This is a genomic window from Luteimonas rhizosphaerae (genome assembly GCF_002849595.1).
Taxonomy (GTDB): domain Bacteria; phylum Pseudomonadota; class Gammaproteobacteria; order Xanthomonadales; family Xanthomonadaceae; genus Luteimonas; species Luteimonas cellulosilyticus.
On record NZ_NRQR01000018.1, the window covers coordinates 163,125 to 182,407 of the forward strand.

At 71.8% G+C, this 19,283-nt stretch carries 13 protein-coding genes and 2 pseudogenes; 2 read left to right on the forward strand and 13 right to left on the reverse strand.

Going from position 1 to position 19,283, the window contains the following annotated elements:
* Window positions 1-33: 33 nt before the first annotated feature.
* From CJ022_RS09260 to CJ022_RS09290, 7 genes and pseudogenes are all read right to left on the reverse strand, one after another.
* Window positions 34-1,599: a 2-isopropylmalate synthase gene (locus tag CJ022_RS09260; RefSeq protein WP_101926362.1), complete on the reverse strand. Its 1,566-nt coding sequence runs from the start codon at window positions 1,597-1,599 to the stop codon at window positions 34-36.
* Window positions 1,596-2,762 (reverse strand): threonine dehydratase, encoded by a 1,167-nt coding sequence (locus CJ022_RS09265; protein ID WP_255407558.1) that lies wholly within the window; start codon window positions 2,760-2,762, stop codon window positions 1,596-1,598. Before CJ022_RS09265 ends, CJ022_RS09260 begins: the two co-directional genes overlap by 4 nt.
* 6 nt (window positions 2,763-2,768) lie before the next feature.
* Entirely contained in the window at window positions 2,769-3,698 is a 930-nt protein-coding gene (locus CJ022_RS09270; RefSeq protein WP_101926363.1) for an aminotransferase class IV, read from the reverse strand.
* On the reverse strand, window positions 3,689-3,925 hold the full coding sequence (locus tag CJ022_RS09275) for an ACT domain-containing protein (RefSeq protein WP_101926364.1): 237 nt from the start codon (window positions 3,923-3,925) through the stop codon (window positions 3,689-3,691). The genes CJ022_RS09270 and CJ022_RS09275 overlap by 10 nt, the downstream gene beginning before the upstream one ends.
* Window positions 3,909-5,634: pseudogene (ilvG, locus tag CJ022_RS09280) on the reverse strand (acetolactate synthase 2 catalytic subunit). The gene CJ022_RS09275 and the pseudogene ilvG overlap by 17 nt, the downstream one beginning before the upstream one ends.
* Window positions 5,634-6,638, reverse strand: a complete 1,005-nt coding sequence (gene ilvC, locus CJ022_RS09285; RefSeq protein WP_101926365.1) for a ketol-acid reductoisomerase — start codon at window positions 6,636-6,638, stop codon at window positions 5,634-5,636. The pseudogene ilvG and the gene ilvC overlap by 1 nt, the downstream one beginning before the upstream one ends.
* A gap of 331 nt (window positions 6,639-6,969) precedes the next feature.
* Window positions 6,970-8,058 carry a DNA topoisomerase IB gene (locus tag CJ022_RS09290; protein ID WP_101926366.1) on the reverse strand — a complete coding sequence of 363 codons (1,089 nt, stop codon included), beginning with the start codon at window positions 8,056-8,058 and terminating at the stop codon, window positions 6,970-6,972.
* A gap of 128 nt (window positions 8,059-8,186) precedes the next feature.
* On the opposite strand from CJ022_RS09290, the gene CJ022_RS09295 reads away from it, so the two are divergent.
* Both CJ022_RS09295 and CJ022_RS09300 read left to right on the forward strand, forming a co-directional pair.
* On the forward strand, window positions 8,187-8,549 hold the full coding sequence (locus tag CJ022_RS09295) for a BON domain-containing protein (RefSeq protein ID WP_101926367.1): 363 nt from the start codon (window positions 8,187-8,189) through the stop codon (window positions 8,547-8,549).
* Between the two features lie 85 nt (window positions 8,550-8,634).
* Window positions 8,635-9,663 (forward strand): SDR family oxidoreductase, encoded by a 1,029-nt coding sequence (locus tag CJ022_RS09300; protein WP_101926368.1) that lies wholly within the window; start codon window positions 8,635-8,637, stop codon window positions 9,661-9,663.
* 209 nt (window positions 9,664-9,872) lie between these two features.
* Here the strand turns inward: CJ022_RS09300 and CJ022_RS17245 are convergent, their stop codons facing one another.
* From CJ022_RS17245 to thrA, 6 genes and pseudogenes are all read right to left on the reverse strand, one after another.
* Window positions 9,873-11,489, reverse strand: a complete 1,617-nt coding sequence (locus tag CJ022_RS17245; protein ID WP_199171473.1) for an efflux RND transporter permease subunit — start codon at window positions 11,487-11,489, stop codon at window positions 9,873-9,875.
* 49 nt (window positions 11,490-11,538) lie between these two features.
* A pseudogene (locus CJ022_RS17775) lies at window positions 11,539-12,978 on the reverse strand (efflux RND transporter permease subunit); the annotation flags it as partial.
* 3 nt (window positions 12,979-12,981) lie between these two features.
* Window positions 12,982-14,151 (reverse strand): efflux RND transporter periplasmic adaptor subunit, encoded by a 1,170-nt coding sequence (locus CJ022_RS09310; protein WP_101926369.1) that lies wholly within the window; start codon window positions 14,149-14,151, stop codon window positions 12,982-12,984.
* A 307-nt stretch (window positions 14,152-14,458) separates the two neighbouring features.
* Window positions 14,459-15,754, reverse strand: a complete 1,296-nt coding sequence (gene thrC, locus CJ022_RS09315; protein WP_101926370.1) for a threonine synthase — start codon at window positions 15,752-15,754, stop codon at window positions 14,459-14,461.
* Entirely contained in the window at window positions 15,751-16,722 is a 972-nt protein-coding gene (locus CJ022_RS09320; RefSeq protein ID WP_101926371.1) for a homoserine kinase, read from the reverse strand. Before CJ022_RS09320 ends, thrC begins: the two co-directional genes overlap by 4 nt.
* The gene (gene thrA, locus CJ022_RS09325; protein ID WP_101926372.1) at window positions 16,719-19,241 is read right to left on the reverse strand and encodes a bifunctional aspartate kinase/homoserine dehydrogenase I; all 2,523 of its coding nucleotides are present in this window, start codon (window positions 19,239-19,241) and stop codon (window positions 16,719-16,721) included. Before thrA ends, CJ022_RS09320 begins: the two co-directional genes overlap by 4 nt.
* Window positions 19,242-19,283 lie beyond the last annotated feature (42 nt).

Sequence of the window (19,283 nt, forward strand, 5' to 3'; positions counted from 1 at the left end):
CGTCCTCGCGCGCCGACCGAAAGGCGATGCCGGTCAGGCATGCGCCGCCGCCCGCTGCGTGCCCGGCGCGGCGTCGGCGCGCCGTCGCAGGATGCGGTTGGCGACGTCGAGCCAGGCGAGCGCACTCGCTTCGATGATGTCGCGACTCGTACCGGTGCCGTCGTAGGCGGCGCTCGTGCCGGTGCCGTCGTCGTGGCGCACGCCCAGGTTGGCTTCGCCGCGTGCATCGCGGCCGATGCCGACGCTGTGGACCTGGTAGCTCTCCAGCGCCAGCTCGACCCCGGTGGCGGCGGCCAGCGCTGCGAACAGCGCATCGACCGGCCCGTCGCCCAGCGCGCTCTCGCTGACCGTGTTGCCGGCAGGATCCGACAGTTCGACCTGGGCGCTGGCGCGCTGGCCGCGGTCGCTGACGGTCATCGATGCGAGGCGCCAGCCCTGGCCGTCGACATCACCGTGCATCAGCGCTTCCAGATCCGCGTCGTCGACCACGCGCTGCTGTTCGCACAGCGCCTTGAACGCGACGAAGACCTGGTCGATCTGGTCGTCTTCCAGCGTGTAGCCCAGCGCGCGCAGCCGGTGCGAGACCGCCGCGCGGCCGCTGTGCCGGCCCAGCACCAGTTTGGAATCGGGCCAGCCGACGTCGGAGGGATTCATGATTTCGTAGGTGCCGCGATGCCGCAGCATGCCGTGCTGGTGGATGCCTGATTCGTGGGCGAACGCGTTCTCGCCGACGATCGCCTTGTTGCGCTGGACCGACATGCCGGTCAGGCGCCGCAGCAGCTGCGAGGTCGGCACGAGCAGGCGCGTGTCGAGCGCCGTGTCGAGCTGGTAGAAGGCCTGCCGGACCTTCAGCGCCATCGCCAGCTCCTCGACGGCGCAGTTGCCGGCGCGCTCGCCGATGCCGTTGACCGTGCACTCGACCTGGCGCGCACCGCCCTCGATCGCGGCCAGCGAGTTGGCGACGGCCAGGCCCAGGTCGTTGTGGCAGTGCGCGCTGAAGACCACGTCGCGCGCGCCGGGAATCGTCGCGATCAGACGCTGGAACAGCGCGCGCATCTCGTCGGGCGTGGTGTAGCCGAGCGTGTCGGGCACGTTGATCGTGGTCGCGCCATTGGCGATCGCCGCGGTGATCACCTCGACCAGGAAGTCCTCCTCGGTGCGGGTGCCGTCCTCGGTCGAGAACTCCACGTCGTCGACCAGCCGGCGCGCGTGGGCGACGCTGCTCGCGGCCATGTCCAGCACCTGCTGGCGGCTCATGCGCAGCTTGTGTTCGCGGTGCAGCGGGCTGGTGGAGACGAACACGTGCAGCCGCGGATTCGCCGTGCCTTCCAGCGCGCGTACCGACGCTTCGATGTCGGCCGGCAGGCAGCGCGACAGTACCGCCAGTGTGGGGCGGCGCACCTCGCGTGCGATCAGGCGTGCGGCTTCGCGGTCGGACTCGGAACTGGCGGGGAAGCCGGTCTCGATGATGTCGACGCCCAGCGCATCGAGCGCCCGGGCCAGCACGACCTTCTGCTGCGGCGACATGCTGCAGCCGGGCGATTGTTCGCCGTCGCGCAATGTGGTGTCGAAAATTCGGATGGTGTCGGCTGAAGTCATGCGGGAACGTCCTCGGGTATGCGGGTCGGCGTGCGGCCGGTGGGGCGGGGGCGCGGCGTCTCGCATCGAAGTCGTGGTTCACCGCCTGCCGTGCCGGCGGACGCACGTGGCGGCAGATCGTTGCGCCGCCGCGGCACCGCGACCGGCACGACGGCCGCCAGCACGCGCGCGGCCTCGGTCTCGCGCACGCGACGCCGCGGCTTGCGCGGCGGGCGCGGGCGCACGTCCGACAGCAGCCGCGCCAGCACGCCGGCGTCGACGTTGCCACCCGAGACCACCGCGACCTTGCGCTTGCCGGCGACGCGGCGGCCCGCCGCCAGCGCCAGCGCACCGGCGCCTTCGGCGATCACGTGTTCTTCCAGCGCCAGGCGCACCAGCGTCTCGCGCAGCTCGGCCTCGCGGACGATGACGATGTCGTCGAGCAGATCCGCCAGCAACACGCGGGTGATGTGGCCGGCCTCCTTGACCCGCACGCCGTCGGCCAGCGTGGTGACGGGATCGAACGGACTGTCGTCGCCACGCAGTACGCGCGCCATCGCGTCCACGCCCTCGACCTGTGCGCCGACGATGCGCACGCCCTGTGATTTCAGCGCCAGAGCGACGCCCGATGCCAGGCCGCCACCGCCGATCGGCACGATGACGACATCGGGCGTGAGGTGCGACGCGATCTCCAGCCCGACGGTGCCCTGGCCGGCGATCACGTCGGCATCGTCGAAGGCCGACAGCAGGCGGAAGCCGTTCTGCCCGGCCAGTTCGGCGGCGAAGGTCTTGGCCTCGTCGTAGGTGTCGCCGTGCAGGCGCACGGTCGCGCCCCAGTGGGCGACGCCCGCGATCTTGGTCTCGGGCGCGCTCCTGGGCATCACCGTGATCGCCGGCACGCCGAGACGGTAGGCCGCCCACGCCATGCCCTGCGCGTGGTTGCCGGCGGACGCGGTGATGACCATGCGGTCGTCGCCACGCTCGCGCGCCGCCAGCAGGGCGTTCAGCGCGCCGCGCACCTTGTAGGAGCCGGTGCGCTGCAGGTTCTCCAGCTTCAGCCAGCAGCCGAAGCGCTCGGCGTAGTGCATCGGCGTGACATCGAGATAGCGGCGCAGCCGCGCCTGCGCCGCCAGCACGTCGCTGGCGGTGACCCGGGGGGGGCGGCTTACGTCGGAATCCGTCATGGCACCTCAGACCGCCGTCAGCCAGCCGCGCTGCGTTTCAGCCTCGCCGCGCACCACGCTTGCGTACAGCGCGGCCAGCTCGCGGGTCACCGGGTTGTCGCCGTAGCGACGGTCCTCGATCGCCTGCACCGGCGCGACTTCGGCCGCGGTGCCGCAGGCGAAGACCTCGTCGGCGTCGCGCAGTTCCTCGACGCTGACCGCGCGCGATTCGGCGCCGCTCAACGTGATCAGGGTGTCGCGGGTGATGCCGGGCAGCGCGTCGCGATGCTGCACCGCGGTCACGCGCCCGGCCTTGACGAGGAAGACGTTGGCGCCGGTGCACTCGACGACGAAACCGTCGGCATCGGTGAACAGCGCTTCGTCGAAGCCGCGCGCCTTGCTCTCGCGCTTGGCCAGGATCGAGTTGATGTAGGCGCCGCACAGCTTCAGCGGCGGCAGCGAATCCGCCGGATTGCGCCGCCACGTGCTGACGCCCACGCGCGCACGGGCGCCGGCCAGATGCACCCGGGTCGCGGTGGTCGCGACCATCAGGTGCTCGGTGTGGCCGTCGACATCCAGGCCGAAGCTGCCCGCGCCGAACCAGGCCAGCGGGCGGATGTAGGCATCGCGGTGCCGGTTCGCGCGCAGCGTCGCCAGCACGGCATCGGTGGCGACGGCGGGATCGAATGCCATGCCCAGCAGCGCCGCACCCTGGCGCATGCGTTCCATGTGCTCGGGCAGGCGGAACACCGCGGCGCCATCGGCGGTGGCATAGGCACGGATGCCTTCGAACACCCCGCTGCCGTAGTGCATCGCATGTGTGGTCAGGCCGGCCTGCAGCGCGTCGATGTCGCACAGCGTGCCGTCGAACCAGGCTCGGGGCTGCGCGGGCGCAACGGCCTCCGCGATCGACGGCCCCTGCGCCGGCGCGGCCTCGGCCACGGCATTCAGCGACATGGCTGCACCTCCACCGCCAGGCAGTCGTAGAGCTTCGCCAGCTGGCCCTGCAAGGCGGCGGGCGCGCGGTCGCTCTCCACGGTCATGCGCAGCTGCCACTGGTCGCGGTCGGCGTGCGCGTCGCCCTCGAACGACAGCGGGCGAAAGCCGCGTCGTTCGGTGGTCCCCAGCACGCGCACCAGCGCGCCCTCGGCGCGGCGCAGGGTCATCTCACACTGGTAGCGCATGGCTCGGTTCCTTGGAGGCGGGGGCGGTGGGCGCAGCCGGCGCCGGGCCGACGTCGAGCGAGGCGACCTCGTCGGCATCGAGCATCTGCGCGTTGTTGTGATTCGGCGGCACCAGCGGCCAGACATTGGCGGCGGTGTCGATGGCGACGTGCAGCAGCGCCGGGCCCGGGGTGTCCAGCAGGGCCTGCAGCGCGGCTTCGACATCGGCGGCCTTGTCGACCGACAGCGCCGCGATGCCGAACGCACGCGCGACTTCGGCGAAGTCGGGGTTGTCGGACAGGTCGATCTCGGAATAGCGCCGCTCGAAGAACAGCTCCTGCCACTGGCGCACCATGCCCAACGCCTGGTTGTCGAGCAGCACGATCTTCACCGGCAGGCGGTAGCGACGCAGCGTCGCCAGCTCCTGCACGTTCATCAGGAACGAACCGTCGCCGCTGACGCAGACCACGCGCCGCGACGGATCTTCCAGCTGCGCGCCGATCGCCGCGGGCAGGCCGAAGCCCATCGCGCCCAGCGCGCCGCTGGTCAGATGTTTGCGCGGATGGTCGAAGCGCCAGTGCTGCGCGACCCACATCTGGTGCTGGCCGACATCGCAGGCGACCACGGGCGGGTGCGAACACCTTGTCGCCGGGCGCGTCATAGCGCGCGGCGAACTGCGACCGGCGCTGGTCGCACAGCTGCCGCCAGGCCTCGCGCGCGGCGGCATGGCGCCCGCCCATCTGCGCCGCGCACGGCGCCGCCAGCCGCGACAGGCTGGTCGCGACATCGCCGCAGACCGCGACATCGGTCGCGCGCAGCTTGCCGATCTCGCAGCCGTCGCCATCCAGATGCACGATCCGCGCGTGCGGCGCGAACTCGGCCAGCTTGCCGGTCGCGCGGTCGTCGAAGCGCGCGCCGACGACCAGCAGCAGATCCGATTCCTGCACCGCCAGGTTCGCCGCGCGCGTGCCGTGCATGCCCAGCATGCCCAGGTTCGCCGCATGCGCCGGCGACAGGGCACCGAGACCGCGCAGGGTCAGCACGGTCGGGATCCGGGTCAGGTCGGCGAATTCGCGAAACGCCTCCAGCGCCTCGCCCAGGATGATGCCGCCGCCGCCGTAGACCACCGGGCGCTCGGCCTGGGAGATCATCGCCGCGGCCTCGTGGATCGCATGGTCGGCGCAGCCCGGCATGGTGTCGGCCTGCGACGGCACGTGCGCGCCCAGATGCGCGGCATCGCCGATCTGCACGTCCTTCGGCAGGTCGATCAGCACCGGCCCGGGCCGGCCGGATCGCGCGATACGGAAGGCTTCGGCGACGACGTTCGGCAGCTCGTCGACGCTGCGCAGCAGGAAGCTGTGCTTGACGATCGGCAGGGTCATGCCGAACACGTCCAGCTCCTGGAACGCATCCGTGCCCAGCAACGGCGTCGCCACCTGGCCGGTGATGACGACCATCGGCACCGAGTCCAGCATCGCATCGGCGATGCCGGTGATCAGGTTCGACGCGCCGGGACCGGACGTCGCAACGCACACTCCGACGCGCCCGCTGGCCCGCGCAAACCCGTTCGCGGCGAAGGCCGCGCCCTGCTCGTGGCGGACGAGTACGTGCTTCAACGACGCGCCGTGCAGCGCGTCGTAGAACGGCATGATCGCGCCGCCCGGATACCCGAAGATCGTCTCGACGCCTTCGGCTTCCAGGGCCTGCACCAGCCAGCGCGCGCCGTTCATCAGGCGGCCTCTTTCCGCGCGTCGGGCTTGGCGGCACCGGCAGCCGCGTCGCCGTTGAGCCAGACCATCTTGGCGCGCAGTTCGCGGCCGACCTTCTCGATCGGATGATCGAAGTCGGCCTGCTTGAACTTCGTGTAGTTCGGCAGGCCCGCTTCGTACTCGGCGACCCAGTTCTTGGTGAAGGTGCCGTTCTGGATGTCGGTCAGCACGTCCTTCATGCGCGCCTTGACGCTGGCGTCGATGACCCGCGGGCCGCTGACGTAATCGCCGTACTGCGCGGTCTCGGACACGAATTCCAGCATGCGGGTGATGCCACCTTCGTAGAACAGGTCGACGATCAGCTTCAGCTCGTGCAGCACTTCGTAATACGCGATCTCCGGCTGGTAGCCGGCTTCGACCAGCGTCTCGAAGCCGGCCTGCACCAGCGACGACGCGCCGCCGCACAGCACGGCCTGCTCGCCGAACAGATCGGTCTCGGTTTCTTCCTTGAACGTGGTCCTGATGATGTTGGCGCGCGCGCCGCCGAGGCCCGCGGCATAGGCCAGCGCCAGCGCTTCGGCCTTTCCGGTCGGATCCTGGTGCACCGCATAGATGCACGGCACGCCGCGGCCGATCTCGTACTCGCGCCGCACCAGTGCCCCCGGGCCCTTGGGCGCGACCAGCACCACATCGAGATCGGCGCGCGGCGCGATCATGTCGAAATGCACGTTGAGTCCGTGCGCGAACAGCAGGCACGCGCCTTCTTTCATGTGCGGCGCCAGCACGTCGGCATACAGCTGCTTCTGGACCATGTCGGGCGTCAGCACCGCGACCAGATCGGCGTCGGCGACGGCTTCGGCGGGCGGCTTGGCGATGAAACCGTCGGCCTTGGCTTTCTGTTCGGTCGGGCCGCCTGGGCGAAGCCCGACGGTGACGTCGAAGCCGGAGTCGCGCAGGTTCAGCGCGTGCGCGCGCCCCTGGCTGCCGTAGCCGACGATGGCGATGGTGGGTCTGGACTGGGACATGGACGCGTTCCGGTTGGTGGGTGAAGGCGGGTCGGGGACTGCGGCGCGGACGAAAAAAAACCCCGCGCCTGGGGCGCGGGGTTTCGGTTCTTTCGACCTAGAGGTGATGCGTTTCTAGCTACGCACTCCCCATCCCCGCGCCTGGCTGGACGGTAATAAGGAGGCCTACGAGAAGGTTGGACGCGCGACGCGCTGCCGGGGCGCCGGAAACGGCGGCCTGCGGGATGCGGAAATGGATGGTGCGATGCGTCATGGGGACCGAGAGAACCACGCGGCAAAACACGTGTCAACAGTTACGTCGTGAACCATTGACGCGCGGGGTCACGGGCCGTCAGCGCCTGCCTGCGCTGCGATGCGCGCGTCGCAGCAGCTTGAGTGCGGCGTTTTCCCACTTGCGCGCGCCGCGTGCATCGCCGGCCGCGCGCTGCAGGCGGCCATCGCGCCACGCGGCATAGAGCACCGGATCGATATAGGCCTTGCGGCACACCGCGACGGTATTGCCGAGCGCATCGGCGACGTCGGCGACGACGATCTTCTCCTGCGTCGCGAGCGCGCGTTCGCTCGGTTCGCGACCCTGCTTGCCTTCGGGCAACGGCATCGCGGCGAAACGACGGAACGCCATCAGCGTGCCGCCCCAGGTGCGGAAATCCTTGGCCGTGAACGGCCCGCCCATCGCCTCGCGCAGGTAGTCGTTGACCATGCCGGAATCGATGCCGTGACGCTCGCCGTCGTCGTCGAGATACTGGAACAGCGCCTGGCCCGGCAACTGCTGCACCGTGCTGACGAGCTTCGCGAGCCTGGCGTCGTCGAGCGTGATCTCCTGCTCCTGCCCGCTCTTGCCGCGGAATTTCAGGCGCGCGCGTCCGGCGCGGGCCAGCTCGAAGTGCCGGTTGCGCAACGTCGTCAGGCCGAACGAGCCGTTGCTGCGCGTGTAGCTGTCGTTGCCGACGCGTACGAAGGTCTGCGCCATCAGCGAGACGACAATCGCGAGCACCTTGTCGCGCGGCAGGCCGGGCAGTTTGAGATCACGACGCAACGCGCGACGCAGGCGCGGCAATGCGGTCGCGAACGCGACGATGCGGTCGAACTTGCCGTCGCCGCGGACCTCGCTCCAGTCGGGGTGGTAGCGGTACTGCTTGCGCCCGCGTGCGTCGCGACCCGTCGCCTGCAGGTGGCCGTTGGGTCGTGCGCAGATCCAGACGTCGGTATACGCCGGCGGCACCGCGAGGCGGCGCGCGCGCGCCAGCGTGTCGGCGTCGCGCACGGCCTTGCCATCTGGGTCGCGATACGCGAATCCCTTGCCGGCGCGCACGCGCCGGATACCGGGTTCGGTGTCGCTGACCCATCGCAGGCCGGCGGCGCGTGCGATGCGTACGGGATCGTTCGAGGGGTCGGGGAGGATCGGGCGGGTGTCGGACATGCGCAGCTGGATAGCAGCGCGCCGATCAGCGTTTCGTGAACGGAATCGTCGCACTCCGGGCAGCGCTTCACCTCCCTGGCACGGGAGCGCGCGGAGACTCGGCGCCACACAACCTCTGGAGCACGACGATGAAGACCACCTTTGCCCGCAAGAGCCTGCTCGTGAGCGCGATTGCCGGTGCGCTGCTGTTCGCAGGCAGCGTGTCCGCGCAGGAAACGGCCGATCGCTCGGAGATGACCACCGCCGCGAACACCGAGTCCGCGCAGCCGATGTCCGACACCTGGATCACCACCAAGGTGAAGGCCGATCTGCTCGCCGAGAGCGACGTGTCGGGTCTCGACATCAGCGTGGAAACCGCCAACGGCACCGTCAGCCTGTCGGGCGACGTCGACAACCAGGCGCAGATCGATCGTGCGACCGCGATCGCCCGTGAGATCGAAGGCGTCAAGAGCGGCGATGCGAAGCAGTTGAAGGTCAAGCGCGGCATGTGATGCCGGCGCATGACGCCTCCCGGTCCATGAGGGTCGGGAGGCGTTTTTCATTTGTGGCACGCCAATTCGAAAAGAGGATTCCCCCATGTCATCGAACACGCCTCGAGCCGACACGTCCGCCGATGCCGCGCTGCGCGATGCGCGCCAGCAGGCCGAACGCGCGGCGGACGCGCAACGCAGGATCCAGTCCGATGCGACGGAACGCGCCCGGCAACGCGCCGATGCGGCGGAGGACGACGCACCCGTGCAGGCAGGCGCGCGCGAGCAGCCCGAGAATCCGATGCCGGCCCAGCATCTCGACAAGCCCGGCAACGAGCACGCGCTCGATCTCGCGCCGCGTTTCCTCGCGCCCGACTATCGCGGCAGCGGCAAGCTCGACGGCATGCGCGCGGTCGTGACCGGCGGCGACTCCGGCATCGGCCGCGCGGTCGCGGTGCTGTTCGCGCGCGAAGGCGCGGATGTCGCCATCGTCTATCTCGACGAACACGAGGACGCGGCGACGACCGTGTCGCACATCGAGGAGGAAGGCCGGCGCGGCCTGGCGATCTCCGGCGACGTCAAGGATCCCGCGTTCTGCCGCCAGGCCGTGCAGGCGACGGTCGATGCCTTCGGCGGCCTCGACATCCTCGTCAACAACGCGGCGTTCCAGCAGCACGTCGACCACATCGAGGATCTCGCCGATGCGCAGATCCTGGAGACGCTGCACACCAACATCGCCGGTTACATGTACATGGCGCGCGCCGCACTGCCGCACATGCGGCAGGGCGCGAGCATCATCAACTCCGGGTCGGAGACCGGCCTGTTCGGCAGCAGCGCGCTGCTCGACTATTCGGCGACCAAGGGCGCGATCCACGCGTTCACCAAGGCACTGGCGAGCCAGCTGCTGCCGCGCGGCATCCGCGTCAATGCGGTCGCGCCGGGGCCGGTGTGGACGCCGCTGAATCCGGCCGACCGCTCGGCGGACGAGATCACCGGGTTCGGCAAGAAGAGCGACATAGGCCGCCCCGCGCAGCCCGAGGAAGTCTCGCCGGCGTACGTGTTCCTCGCGTCGCCCGTGACCGCGTCCTACGTCAACGGCGTCGTGCTGCCGGTCATGGGCGGTCCGACCGGCTGATCCGCACATCCGCGCGGGCCTGTGCAACGCAGGCCCGCGTGTCGTCCGGGACCGTCTTGCAGTCGGTATCCAGTCGGTACGCAGGCGGACAGGCGGCCTGCGCGCCCGCCGGCAGCGATGCCTCTGGCGGCCACTGGACCTGCGGGACCCGCCGATCGCCGTTCCACGTCAGTTCCGAGGACGCCATCAGCCGCGTCGCGAATGGGACGTCAGCGGCGCAGCAGCGTCCCCACGCGTCCGCGCAGGCCGAGCGTCATCACCAGCAGGCACGGCAGGAACGTGAGCGTCACCACCGTGGAGCAGGCGAGGCCCGCGAGCACGATCACGCCCAGCCCCCGGTAGAGCTCGGTGCCCGCGCCCGGGATCAGCACCAGCGGCGCGAGGCCGAACAGCGTGGTGCACGTCGACATCAGGATCGGCCGCAGCCGGATGCGCACCGCGTCGGCGACCGCCTGCACCGCGTCGACGCCGTCCTCCTCGATCCGCGCGAACGCCTCCGACACCACCAGGATCGGGTTGTTGACCACGGTGCCCAGCAGCACCAGGAACCCGAGCAGGGTGATCATGTCGAACGGCTGCGACACGCCGCCCAGGCCCAGCATCCCCAGCACCCCGCCGACGCCGTTGAGCAGTGCCAGCCCCAGGATGCCGCCTGCGATGCCCAGCGGCACCGTCGCCATCACGTACAGCGGCCGGCCCCAGTGGCGGAAGATCGCGACCAGCAGCAGGTACGACAGCAGCAGCGCGATCGCGAAGTTGCCGGCCACCGCCTCGCGCGTCGCGGTGAGCTGGTCGCTGGCGCCGGAGATCTGCATGGTCACGTCGGGCGGCAGCTCGCCGTCGGCGGCCATCGCCTCGAGCAGGTCGCGGGTCACCGTGTCGACGCCGGTCTCCAGCGCGACCTCGCGCGGCGGCACGATGTTGAGCGTGACCGTGCGCCGGCCGTCGAGGCGGCGGATGCTGTCGGTGTTGGCGGACTCGCGGAAGTCGGCGAGCGCGGAGACCGGCAGCACCGCGCCCGACGGCGTCGCCACCGGCAGGTCGCGCAGCCGCTCCAGGCGCTGCTCGCTGCCGGCGCTGCTGAACAGGTACACGTCGACCTTGTCGTCGCCGAGGATCAGCTCGTCGACGAAGGCGCCGTCGCTGAGCGCGGCGACCGAGAACCCGAAGCTGTCGGCGTCCAGGCCGGTCTCCGCCAGCCGGTCCCAGCGCGGTTCCAGCTCGACCAGCGGCTGGTCGAGGCTCAGCGAGGTCGGGTCGGAGTTGATGCGCGCGCCCTCGAACAGGTCCTGCGCGCGCGCGTAGGCGACGCCCGCCACGGCATAGAGTTCGTCGAGGTCGACGCCGGAGATGTCGACGTTGATGCTGCGCGTGCCGCCGTCGTTGCTGGAGATGATCGAGCCGCGCGACGAGAACGCACGCATGCCGGGATACGCTTGGAAGCGCGCGTCGAGCGCGTCCATTACCGCATCGATGTCGGACGGTTCCTTGGGCTCGGTGATGATGCGCAGCCCCTGCGGATTCACCGACAGGTTGAAGTACGCCAGCGCCGGCATGTCGGTGTCGCCGTCGGCGAACTTGTCCGGCGATTCGTCGAGGTGTGGCAGCAGCCCGTCGCTGATCTCGCGCGCGATGCCGGCCATCTCGGTGAGGTTGTAGCCGGCCGGCGCGATCAGCTGCGAGAACGTCTTCGGCTCCTCGCCTTCGGGCAGGTACTCCGCGGGCGGGGTCAGCAGCCACAGCACGAGCGCCGCGGCGACGACGGTGCCGGCGACCAGCCGCCCAGCGGTCGAAGAACGCCGTGCCCGGCGCGTCGGCGTCGACATCACCCGTCGCCAGGCGCGCGCCCAGCGCCGGCACCACGGTCACCGCGATCAGCATCGAGGCGAAGATCGAGGCCGAGATCGCGATCGCGATGTCGGAGTACAGCTGGCCGGCCTCCTCCTCGATCAGCAGGATCGGCGCGAACACCAGGATCGTGGTCAGCGTCGACGCCAGCACCGCCTTCCACACGCGCTGCACGCCTTCGACCGCCGCCTCGAAGCGTTCCAGCCCGCGCCGCCGCGCCTGGTCGATGCTCTCCAGCACGACGATGGTGTTGTCGACGGTCATGCCGATCGCAAACGCGACGCCGGCCATCGAGATCACGTTGAGCGTGCGCCCGGCCAGCAGCAGGCCGACGAACGCGGCGATCGTGCAGATCGGAATCGCGATGACGCCGGTCAGCGTCGCCCGGCCCGAGCGCAGGAACGCGAACATCACCAGCGTCGCCAGCAGCGCGCCGAGCGCGAGGTTGGTCCAGACATTGGCCACCGAGTCCTCGACGTAGCGCACGTCGTCGCTGGACAGCGTCATCTCCAGCCCCAGCGGCGCCAGCAACTCGGCGTTGATGCGCTCGACCTCGGGCAGCGCCGCGTACTTGATGTCGATGACGTTGGACCCGGGCTCGCGACGGATCGACAGGCTCAGCGCCGGCTGGCCGTTGTTGAACGACAGGTCGCGGCGCTCGAAGTGGTCGAGCGAGACGGTGCCCACGTCGCGCAGCCGCACCAGCGCGCCGTCGCGCTCGGCGATCACCAGCTGGTCGACGGCGTCGACCTCGGTGAAGCGGCCGACGGTGCGCACCAGGTAGCGGCGCTTGCCGGCGTCGAGGTCGCCGGCGGAGCTGTCGACGTTGCGCAGCCGCATCGCGTCGCGCACGTCGGCCATCGACAGGCCGCGCGCCGCGAGCCGCGCGGGGTCTAGCTCGATCCGCACCTGGCGCTCGCTGCCGCCGCCGACCTCGACCAGGGCGACGCCGTCGACGCGCTCCATCCGGGGACGGACGTTGTCCTCGACGTAGTCGCGCATCATGTCGAGGTCGAGGTCGAGCGCGCTGTCGGCGCGGCGACCGATGCGGAAGTACATGAACGCGTTGTCGGAGAACGAGCTGGTGGTCAGCGCCGGGTCGTCGACGTTTTCCGGGTAGCCCGATACCTGGCTGAGCGCGTTGTTGGTGCGGACCAGCGCCTCGTTGATGTCGACGCCGAACGGGAACTCGAGTTCGATCGTCGCGCGCCCGGTGGTGGCCGTGGACACCATGCGTGCCAGGTTGGGCAGGGTGCGCAGCACCTGCTCCTGCTCGATCACGATCTCCTTCTCGACGTCCTGCGGCGTCGCGCCGGCCCAGCGGGTGTCGACCGAGATCGTGCGCACCTCGAGGTCGGGGATCATCTGCACCGGCACGCGCAGCGCCGACGCGATGCCCATCACGCAGACGATCAGCACCGCGACCGTGATCAGCGTGCCCTGGCGCAGGACCGGCGCGAAACCCATCCTCTAGCGCTCCGGCGCCACGCGCACCGGCTGGCCGTCGGACAGCGCCTCGTTGCCGCGCACCACCACGCGCTCGCCGGCCGCCAGCCCCTCGCCGACCGCGACCTCGTCGCCCTGGTCGCGCAGCACGCGCACGCTGCGCTGTCTCGCGACGAGAGTGCCGGGGGCGACGGCGGGCGGGGCGTCCGCGTCGGGATCGCCACCGTCGTCGTCGTTCGCAGCGGCTTGGCTATCGTTCGCCGCGCCGGCCGCCTCGACCACGAACAGGCTGTAGCTGCCGTCGGGCTGTCGCAGCAGCGCGTCGCGCGACACCGCCAGCGCGGGTTCGCGGGCGGGAAGTGCGATCTCCGCGCGCGCGGACGTGCCCGGCAGCAACCGGTCCTGCGGGTCGTCGACGAGCAGCCGCAGCAGGAAGGTGCGGGCGCCGGCGTCGGTGACGGGCACGCGTGCGCCGATCGTCGCGCGCAGCGCCTCGCCGCCGAGTGCGTCGGCGAACACGCGCACGTCGGCGTCGTCGCCGAGAGCGGTGTAGCGCTCCTGCGGCACCTGCACGTCGAGGCGCACCCGGTCGGTCGCGACCAGGCTCAGCACCGGCGTGCCGCGCTGGACCCACTCGCCTTCCTCGGCGAGCTTCTCGGCGACGACGCCGTCAAACGGGGCGGGCAGCGCGTGACGCTCGACGAGTTCGGCCTGCTCGCGTTCGCTGGCGCGCGCGGAATCGAGCGCGGCCCGCGCCAGCCGCAGCTCGGACTCGCGCGCATCGATCTGGCTGGCGGCGATGAACTGGCCTTCGCCCAGCCGGCGCGCTTCGGAGAACAGGCGGTCGGCCTCCTGCGCCGCCGCCTCCGCTTCGGCGGCCTGCGCGCGCACGCGGGCCAGGGCCTGCCGGCCCACGGCGGGGTCGAGTTCGACCAGCACCTGGCCGGCCGTGACCCGGTCGCCGGCATCGACGTGGACCCGCGCCACCAGCCCGTCGACCCGCGGGGACAGGCGGGCGTCGCGCTCCGCGGTCAGCGTGCCGGTCAGCGAGAAGCGCTCGCCGAACGTCGCCGGTTCCGCCACGGCCACGGCGACCTGGGGTGTGGCGTCGTCGCCCGATTCCTCCTCGGACGAGGTGTCGCAGGCGGTCAGCAGCAGGAAGGCGGCGGAGAGAATCCCGGTTCTGGCGGTCATGGCGTCCTGGCGGTGGCGATCGGGCGCGTGCGCGCAGCTGGCGCGGGATGCGCGTCGGCGCGCGACACGAGGTCAGCCCTCACCATACGTGGCTGCGCCGAATCCGGATGCGTTCGAGCGACACGCGGCGGACGCTGATGGGACCGCGATCATCCCGGATGGCGTGGGTGACGCGACGAGATGCCGCGGCCCGAGCGGCTGCGGCTGCGAACACATCGGACCACGATCGCGCGCGCTGATCCCCCTCTCGTGGGCGCCGTGTCCGCGGATACGCGACGCCGCGGCAGCGCCGGGGTCGCGCGGCCCCTCAGGCGTCGGGCGCCAGAAGGCGGTCGCGCAGCGCGGCGTCGTTCGCCGGCAAGGAGTCCCAGGCGGCCGGACGCGCGAGACACGCCGCCAGCGATGCGGGCACCGCGACGGGTCCGCCGATCAGCGGTTCGACGATGCTGTCGAACTTCGCCGGATGCGCGGTCGCCACGACCGCCCAGTCGCGGGTCTCGCCGGCGGCGCGTCGCGTCTCGAGCACGTGCAGCGCGGTCGCGGTGTGCGGGCAGGCGACGATGCCGTGGCGCGCGGGGGCCGCGGCGAGGGTGGCGCGGATCGTCGCATCGTCGACAGCGGTGGCCTGCAGCGCGGCGCGCAGCGCGGCATCGTCGTCGAACCAGTGCCGCAGGCGTTCGACGTTGCTCGGCGCGCCGACGTCCATCGCATTCGCCAGCGTCGCGCGCGTCGCCTGCGGCACGTACTCGGCGCCGCCGAGGAAGCGCGGCAGCGTGTCATTGGCGTTGCAGGCCAGGTGCAGGTCGCCGAGCGGCGCGCCCATGCGTCGGGCGACGAGCGCGGCACAGGCGTTGCCGAGATTGCCGGTCGGCACGATCACGTGCAGACGGCGGCCGGTCGCCGCGTGATGCCGCGCGGCGGCGTGCGCGTAGTACGCCGCCTGCGGCAGCAGGCGCCCGAGGCTGATGCTGTTGGCCGAGCCCAGCGGCCGCTGCGCACGCAGAGTCTGGTCGGACAGCGCCTGCTTGGCGAGGCGCTGGCAGTCGTCGAAGGTGCCGGCGACGCGGAAGGCGCGCACGTTGTCGCCCCAGCATTCGAGGCCGTGTGCCTGCCGCGGCGAGACCTTGCCGTCGGGATACAGGATCGCGACGCGGAAGCCCGGCCGCCGGTGGAAGGCGGCCGCGACCGCGGCGCCGGTATCGCCGGAGGTCGCGACGACGATCGTGGTGTCGGGCGCATCCGGTGCACGCAGCGCGCCGAGTGCGGCGGCGAGGAAGCGCGCTGCGTAATCCTTGAACGCCGCGGTCGGCCCATGGAACAGCTCGAGCACGTGGTCGCCGGTGCCGCGCAGGGGCCGCAGCGGCGCGTCGAACGCGAACGCATCGGCGCACAGCGCGGGCAGCCGCGCACGCAGCGCGGAGTCCGCGAGATACGGTGCCAGCACGGCCTCGGCGGTGGCCGCCAGCGTGGCGCGGGGCGTGACCAGATCGACCTGCGGAATCTCGACCGGGACGTACAGGCCGCCGTCCGGCGCGAGGCCTGCCACCAGGGCGGTATCGAACGGCGTCGGCGGCACGCCACCCCGGGTGCTGACGAACATCATGCGGCGGCTCCGGCGGGGGAAGGGCCGGGCTGCAGGGGGTCGATGACCTCGGCACGCGGCCCCGCGACCGGCGAGACGTAGGCGCGTGCGTCGACGCCGGCGTCGACGAAAGCCGCACGCATGTCGTTCGCCGCCGCGCCCGCCGCGGCCGCGCTCGCGAACCACGCGAACACGCTGGGACCGCCGCCGGAGATGCTGGCGCCGATCGCGTCGTGCGCGAACGCCGCCGCCTGCACCGCGCGGAAACCGGGAATGAGGTCTGCCCGCCGCGGTTCGACCAGCACGTCGCGCAGGCCGGCACGCAGCAGGTCGAGATCGCCGCGCTGCAGGCCGGTCAGGAACAGACCCAGATGCGTGCTGTGCGCGACCACCGTGTGCAGGTCGTACGGCGCGGCGCGCACGGCGCGCGAGCGTCGGGTCTCGAGCACCTGGTCGGGATGCACGACGACTGCGTACAGCCAGGCGGGCGCGTCGAGCCGGAGCGCGCGGTCGCTGGTCGCCAGGGCGACGCCGCCGAGCAGCATCGGCGCGACGTTGTCGCCGTGGCGGCTGCCGCTGGCGACCGCTTCGCCGTCGAGCGCGAACGGGTACAGCGCCTCGCGCGACAGCGGCACGTCGAGCAGCGCGTTCGCCGCGACCAGCGCCGCGACGCAGGACGCCGCCGAACCCCCGAGTCCCGACCCGAGCGGAATGCCCTTGTCGAGCGCGAGGTCGAAGCCGTGGTCGAGCTTCAACGCATGCTGCAACGACAGCAGCGCCTGGCCCGCGGTGTTGGCGGCCGCCGCGAGCGGCAGCCGGTCGACGCCCGCGACCGCGCCGCGGATCGCGGTGATGCGCACCTCGCGGGTCGTCGTGCGGGTCACGGTCGCGACGTCGCGCGGGCCGTCGATGACATGCCCCAGCAGGTCGAAGCCGACGCCGATGTTGCCGACGCTGGCCGGCGCGAATGCGGTGGCGCTGTGGCTCATGCGGCGCTCCGCGGGCCGGCGCCGAGCGACTGGGCGATGGTCAGCACGTCGCCGAACACGCCCGCGGCGGTGACCTGCGGTCCCGCGCCCGGGCCCTGCACGACCAGCGGATTCTCGGCGTAGCGGGTGGTGGTGAACTGCACCAGGTTGTCGGTCAGGCGGGTATGCATGCACGCATGATCGGCGGGAAGCGCCTGCACGCCAACCGTCGCGCGACCCTCGCGGTCGAGTTTGGCGATGTGGCGCAGGCCGCAGCCGGCGGCACGCGCGGCGTCGAGCCGGGCCTGCATCGGCGCATCGAGTTCGCCGGCGCGGGCGAGGAAGGTATCGACATCGACGTCGCGCAGCGCCGCCGGCACCAGGCTTTCGATCGCGACGTCGGCCAGCGACAGCGGGCGGCCGGCCTCGCGCGCCAGGATCACCAGCTTGCGGGCGACATCGAGGCCCGACAGGTCGTCGCGCGGGTCGGGCTCGGTGTAGCCCAGCGCCTGCGCCTCGCGCACCAGCGCCGAGAACGGCCGGCTGCCGTCGTAGCTGTTGAACAGCCAGGCCAGCGTGCCCGACAGCATGCCGTCGATGCCGTGCAGGGTGTCGCCGGTGTCGATGAGGTTGCGCAGCGTCAGCACGACCGGCAGGCCGGCGCCGACAGTGGCCTCGTACAGGAAGCGGCTGCTGCCGGCGCGCCCGGCGTCGACGATCGCGGCATAGCGCGCCCAGTCGCCGCTGCCGGCGTGCTTGTTCGGCGTGACCACATGGATGCCGGCGGCCAGCCAGCCGGCGTACTTCGCCGCGACCGCGTCGCTGGCGCTGCAGTCGACGATCATCGCGTGCGGCAGATGCCCGGCGCGGACGTGCGCGGCGAAGGCGTCGAGATCGCAGGGCACGGCCTCGTCGGTCTGCAGGTGCGTCGCCGCCGCGGCCGGGTCCATCGCCCGCGGCGCGAGCACCATGCGCCGGCTGGAGGCGACGCCGCGCACGCGCAGGTCGACGCCGGAGCGGGCACGCAGCCCCGGCAGCACCTCGGCCAGCTGGGCCAGCAGCGCCTTGCCGACATGGCCCGGCCCGATGACGCCGACCGACACCGTCTGCGGCGACAGCCAGAACGCCGCGTGGGCCGCCCGGAGTGCGCGCGTCGCCTGCTCCTGGGCGATGACGACCGAGATGTTGCGTTCGCTGGCGCCCTGGGCGATCGCACGGATGTTGACGTGGGCCTGCGCCAGGCCGGCGAACAGGCGTGCGGCCACGCCCTGGCTGCCGACCATGCCGTCACCGACGGCGGCCAGCACGCACAGATCCTGCTCGATGCGCACGCCTTCGACCTGGCCGCCGGCGATGGCATCGGCGAAGGCCGCCTCGATCGCCGCCCGGCCGCGCCCGGCCTCGTCGCGTCGCACGACGCAGCAGATGGAATGCTCCGACGAGCCCTGCGAGATCATCGTCACCGAGACGCCGGCGCCGTGCAGCGCGGCGAACAGGGTTTCGGCCACGCCCGGCACGCCGGCCATGCCGCTGCCGGTGAGCTCCAGTACCGCCATCGCGTCGACGATGCTCAGGCCCTTGACCGGCGAACGCGCCGGTTCGCCGTGGCGATCGATGCGCGTGCCCGTCGTCTCGGGCGCCAGTGCGTTGCGGATCCACAGCGGAATGCCGCGCGCCTGCAACGGGGCGATGGTCCGCGGATGCAGCACCTTGGCGCCGAAGTACGCCAGTTCGCAGGCCTCGGCGTACGACAGCGACGCCAGGCACACCGCATCGGGCACCAGCCGCGGGTCGGCCGACAGCACGCCGTCGACATCGGTCCAGATGGTCACTTCGGTCGCATCGAGCAGGTCGGCCAGCAGGGTCGCCGAGTGGTCGCTGCCGTTGCGGCCGAGCGTCGTCGCGTGCCCGTCGGGCGTGCGCGCGACGAAGCCGGTCGCGACGACATGCCGCTGCGGATGGCGCGCCTGCCAGGCGTGCAGGCGTTGCAGGCTGGCATCGCGGTCGACGTGCATGCCGATCTCGCCGGCGCGCACGACCAGCACGTCGCGCGCGTCCAGCCGTGCCCAGCCGGCGGCCTCGCCGCCCAGTGCGGCGTGCATCAGCCAGGCGCTGCACAGTTCGCCGTGGCCCCAGATGCGTTCGGACAACCGCGCGACCGCGTCGCCTTCGGCCTCGGCCAGCGCGGCGAGGTCGCGCCCGAGCGCGGCCGCTTCGTCATCGAGCCGCGCGCGCAGCGCATCCGTGCCGTCACCGCCCAGCGCGACGGCGGTCGCGCGGTGCCGGTCCTGCAGCGCCTGCAAGTCTGATCGCCAGCCGGCGCCGGCGCGGGCGGCGTCGACCAGGGCGACCAGCGCATCGGTGACGCCCCGCATCGCGGACACCACGACCACGCTGCGGTCGTGACCGGTCGCCGTCGCGAGGCGTGCGGCCGACGCGATGCGGGCGGCGTCGGCCAGGCTGGTGCCGCCGAACTTGTGCAGGTGCAGCCGGGCGGACGGAGAGGGCGGTGCGAGCGGGGAAGACGGGACGGCGGACATCGTGGGCTCCTTCGATCGAGAGGCCCCGCGGCGCGTTCCGGG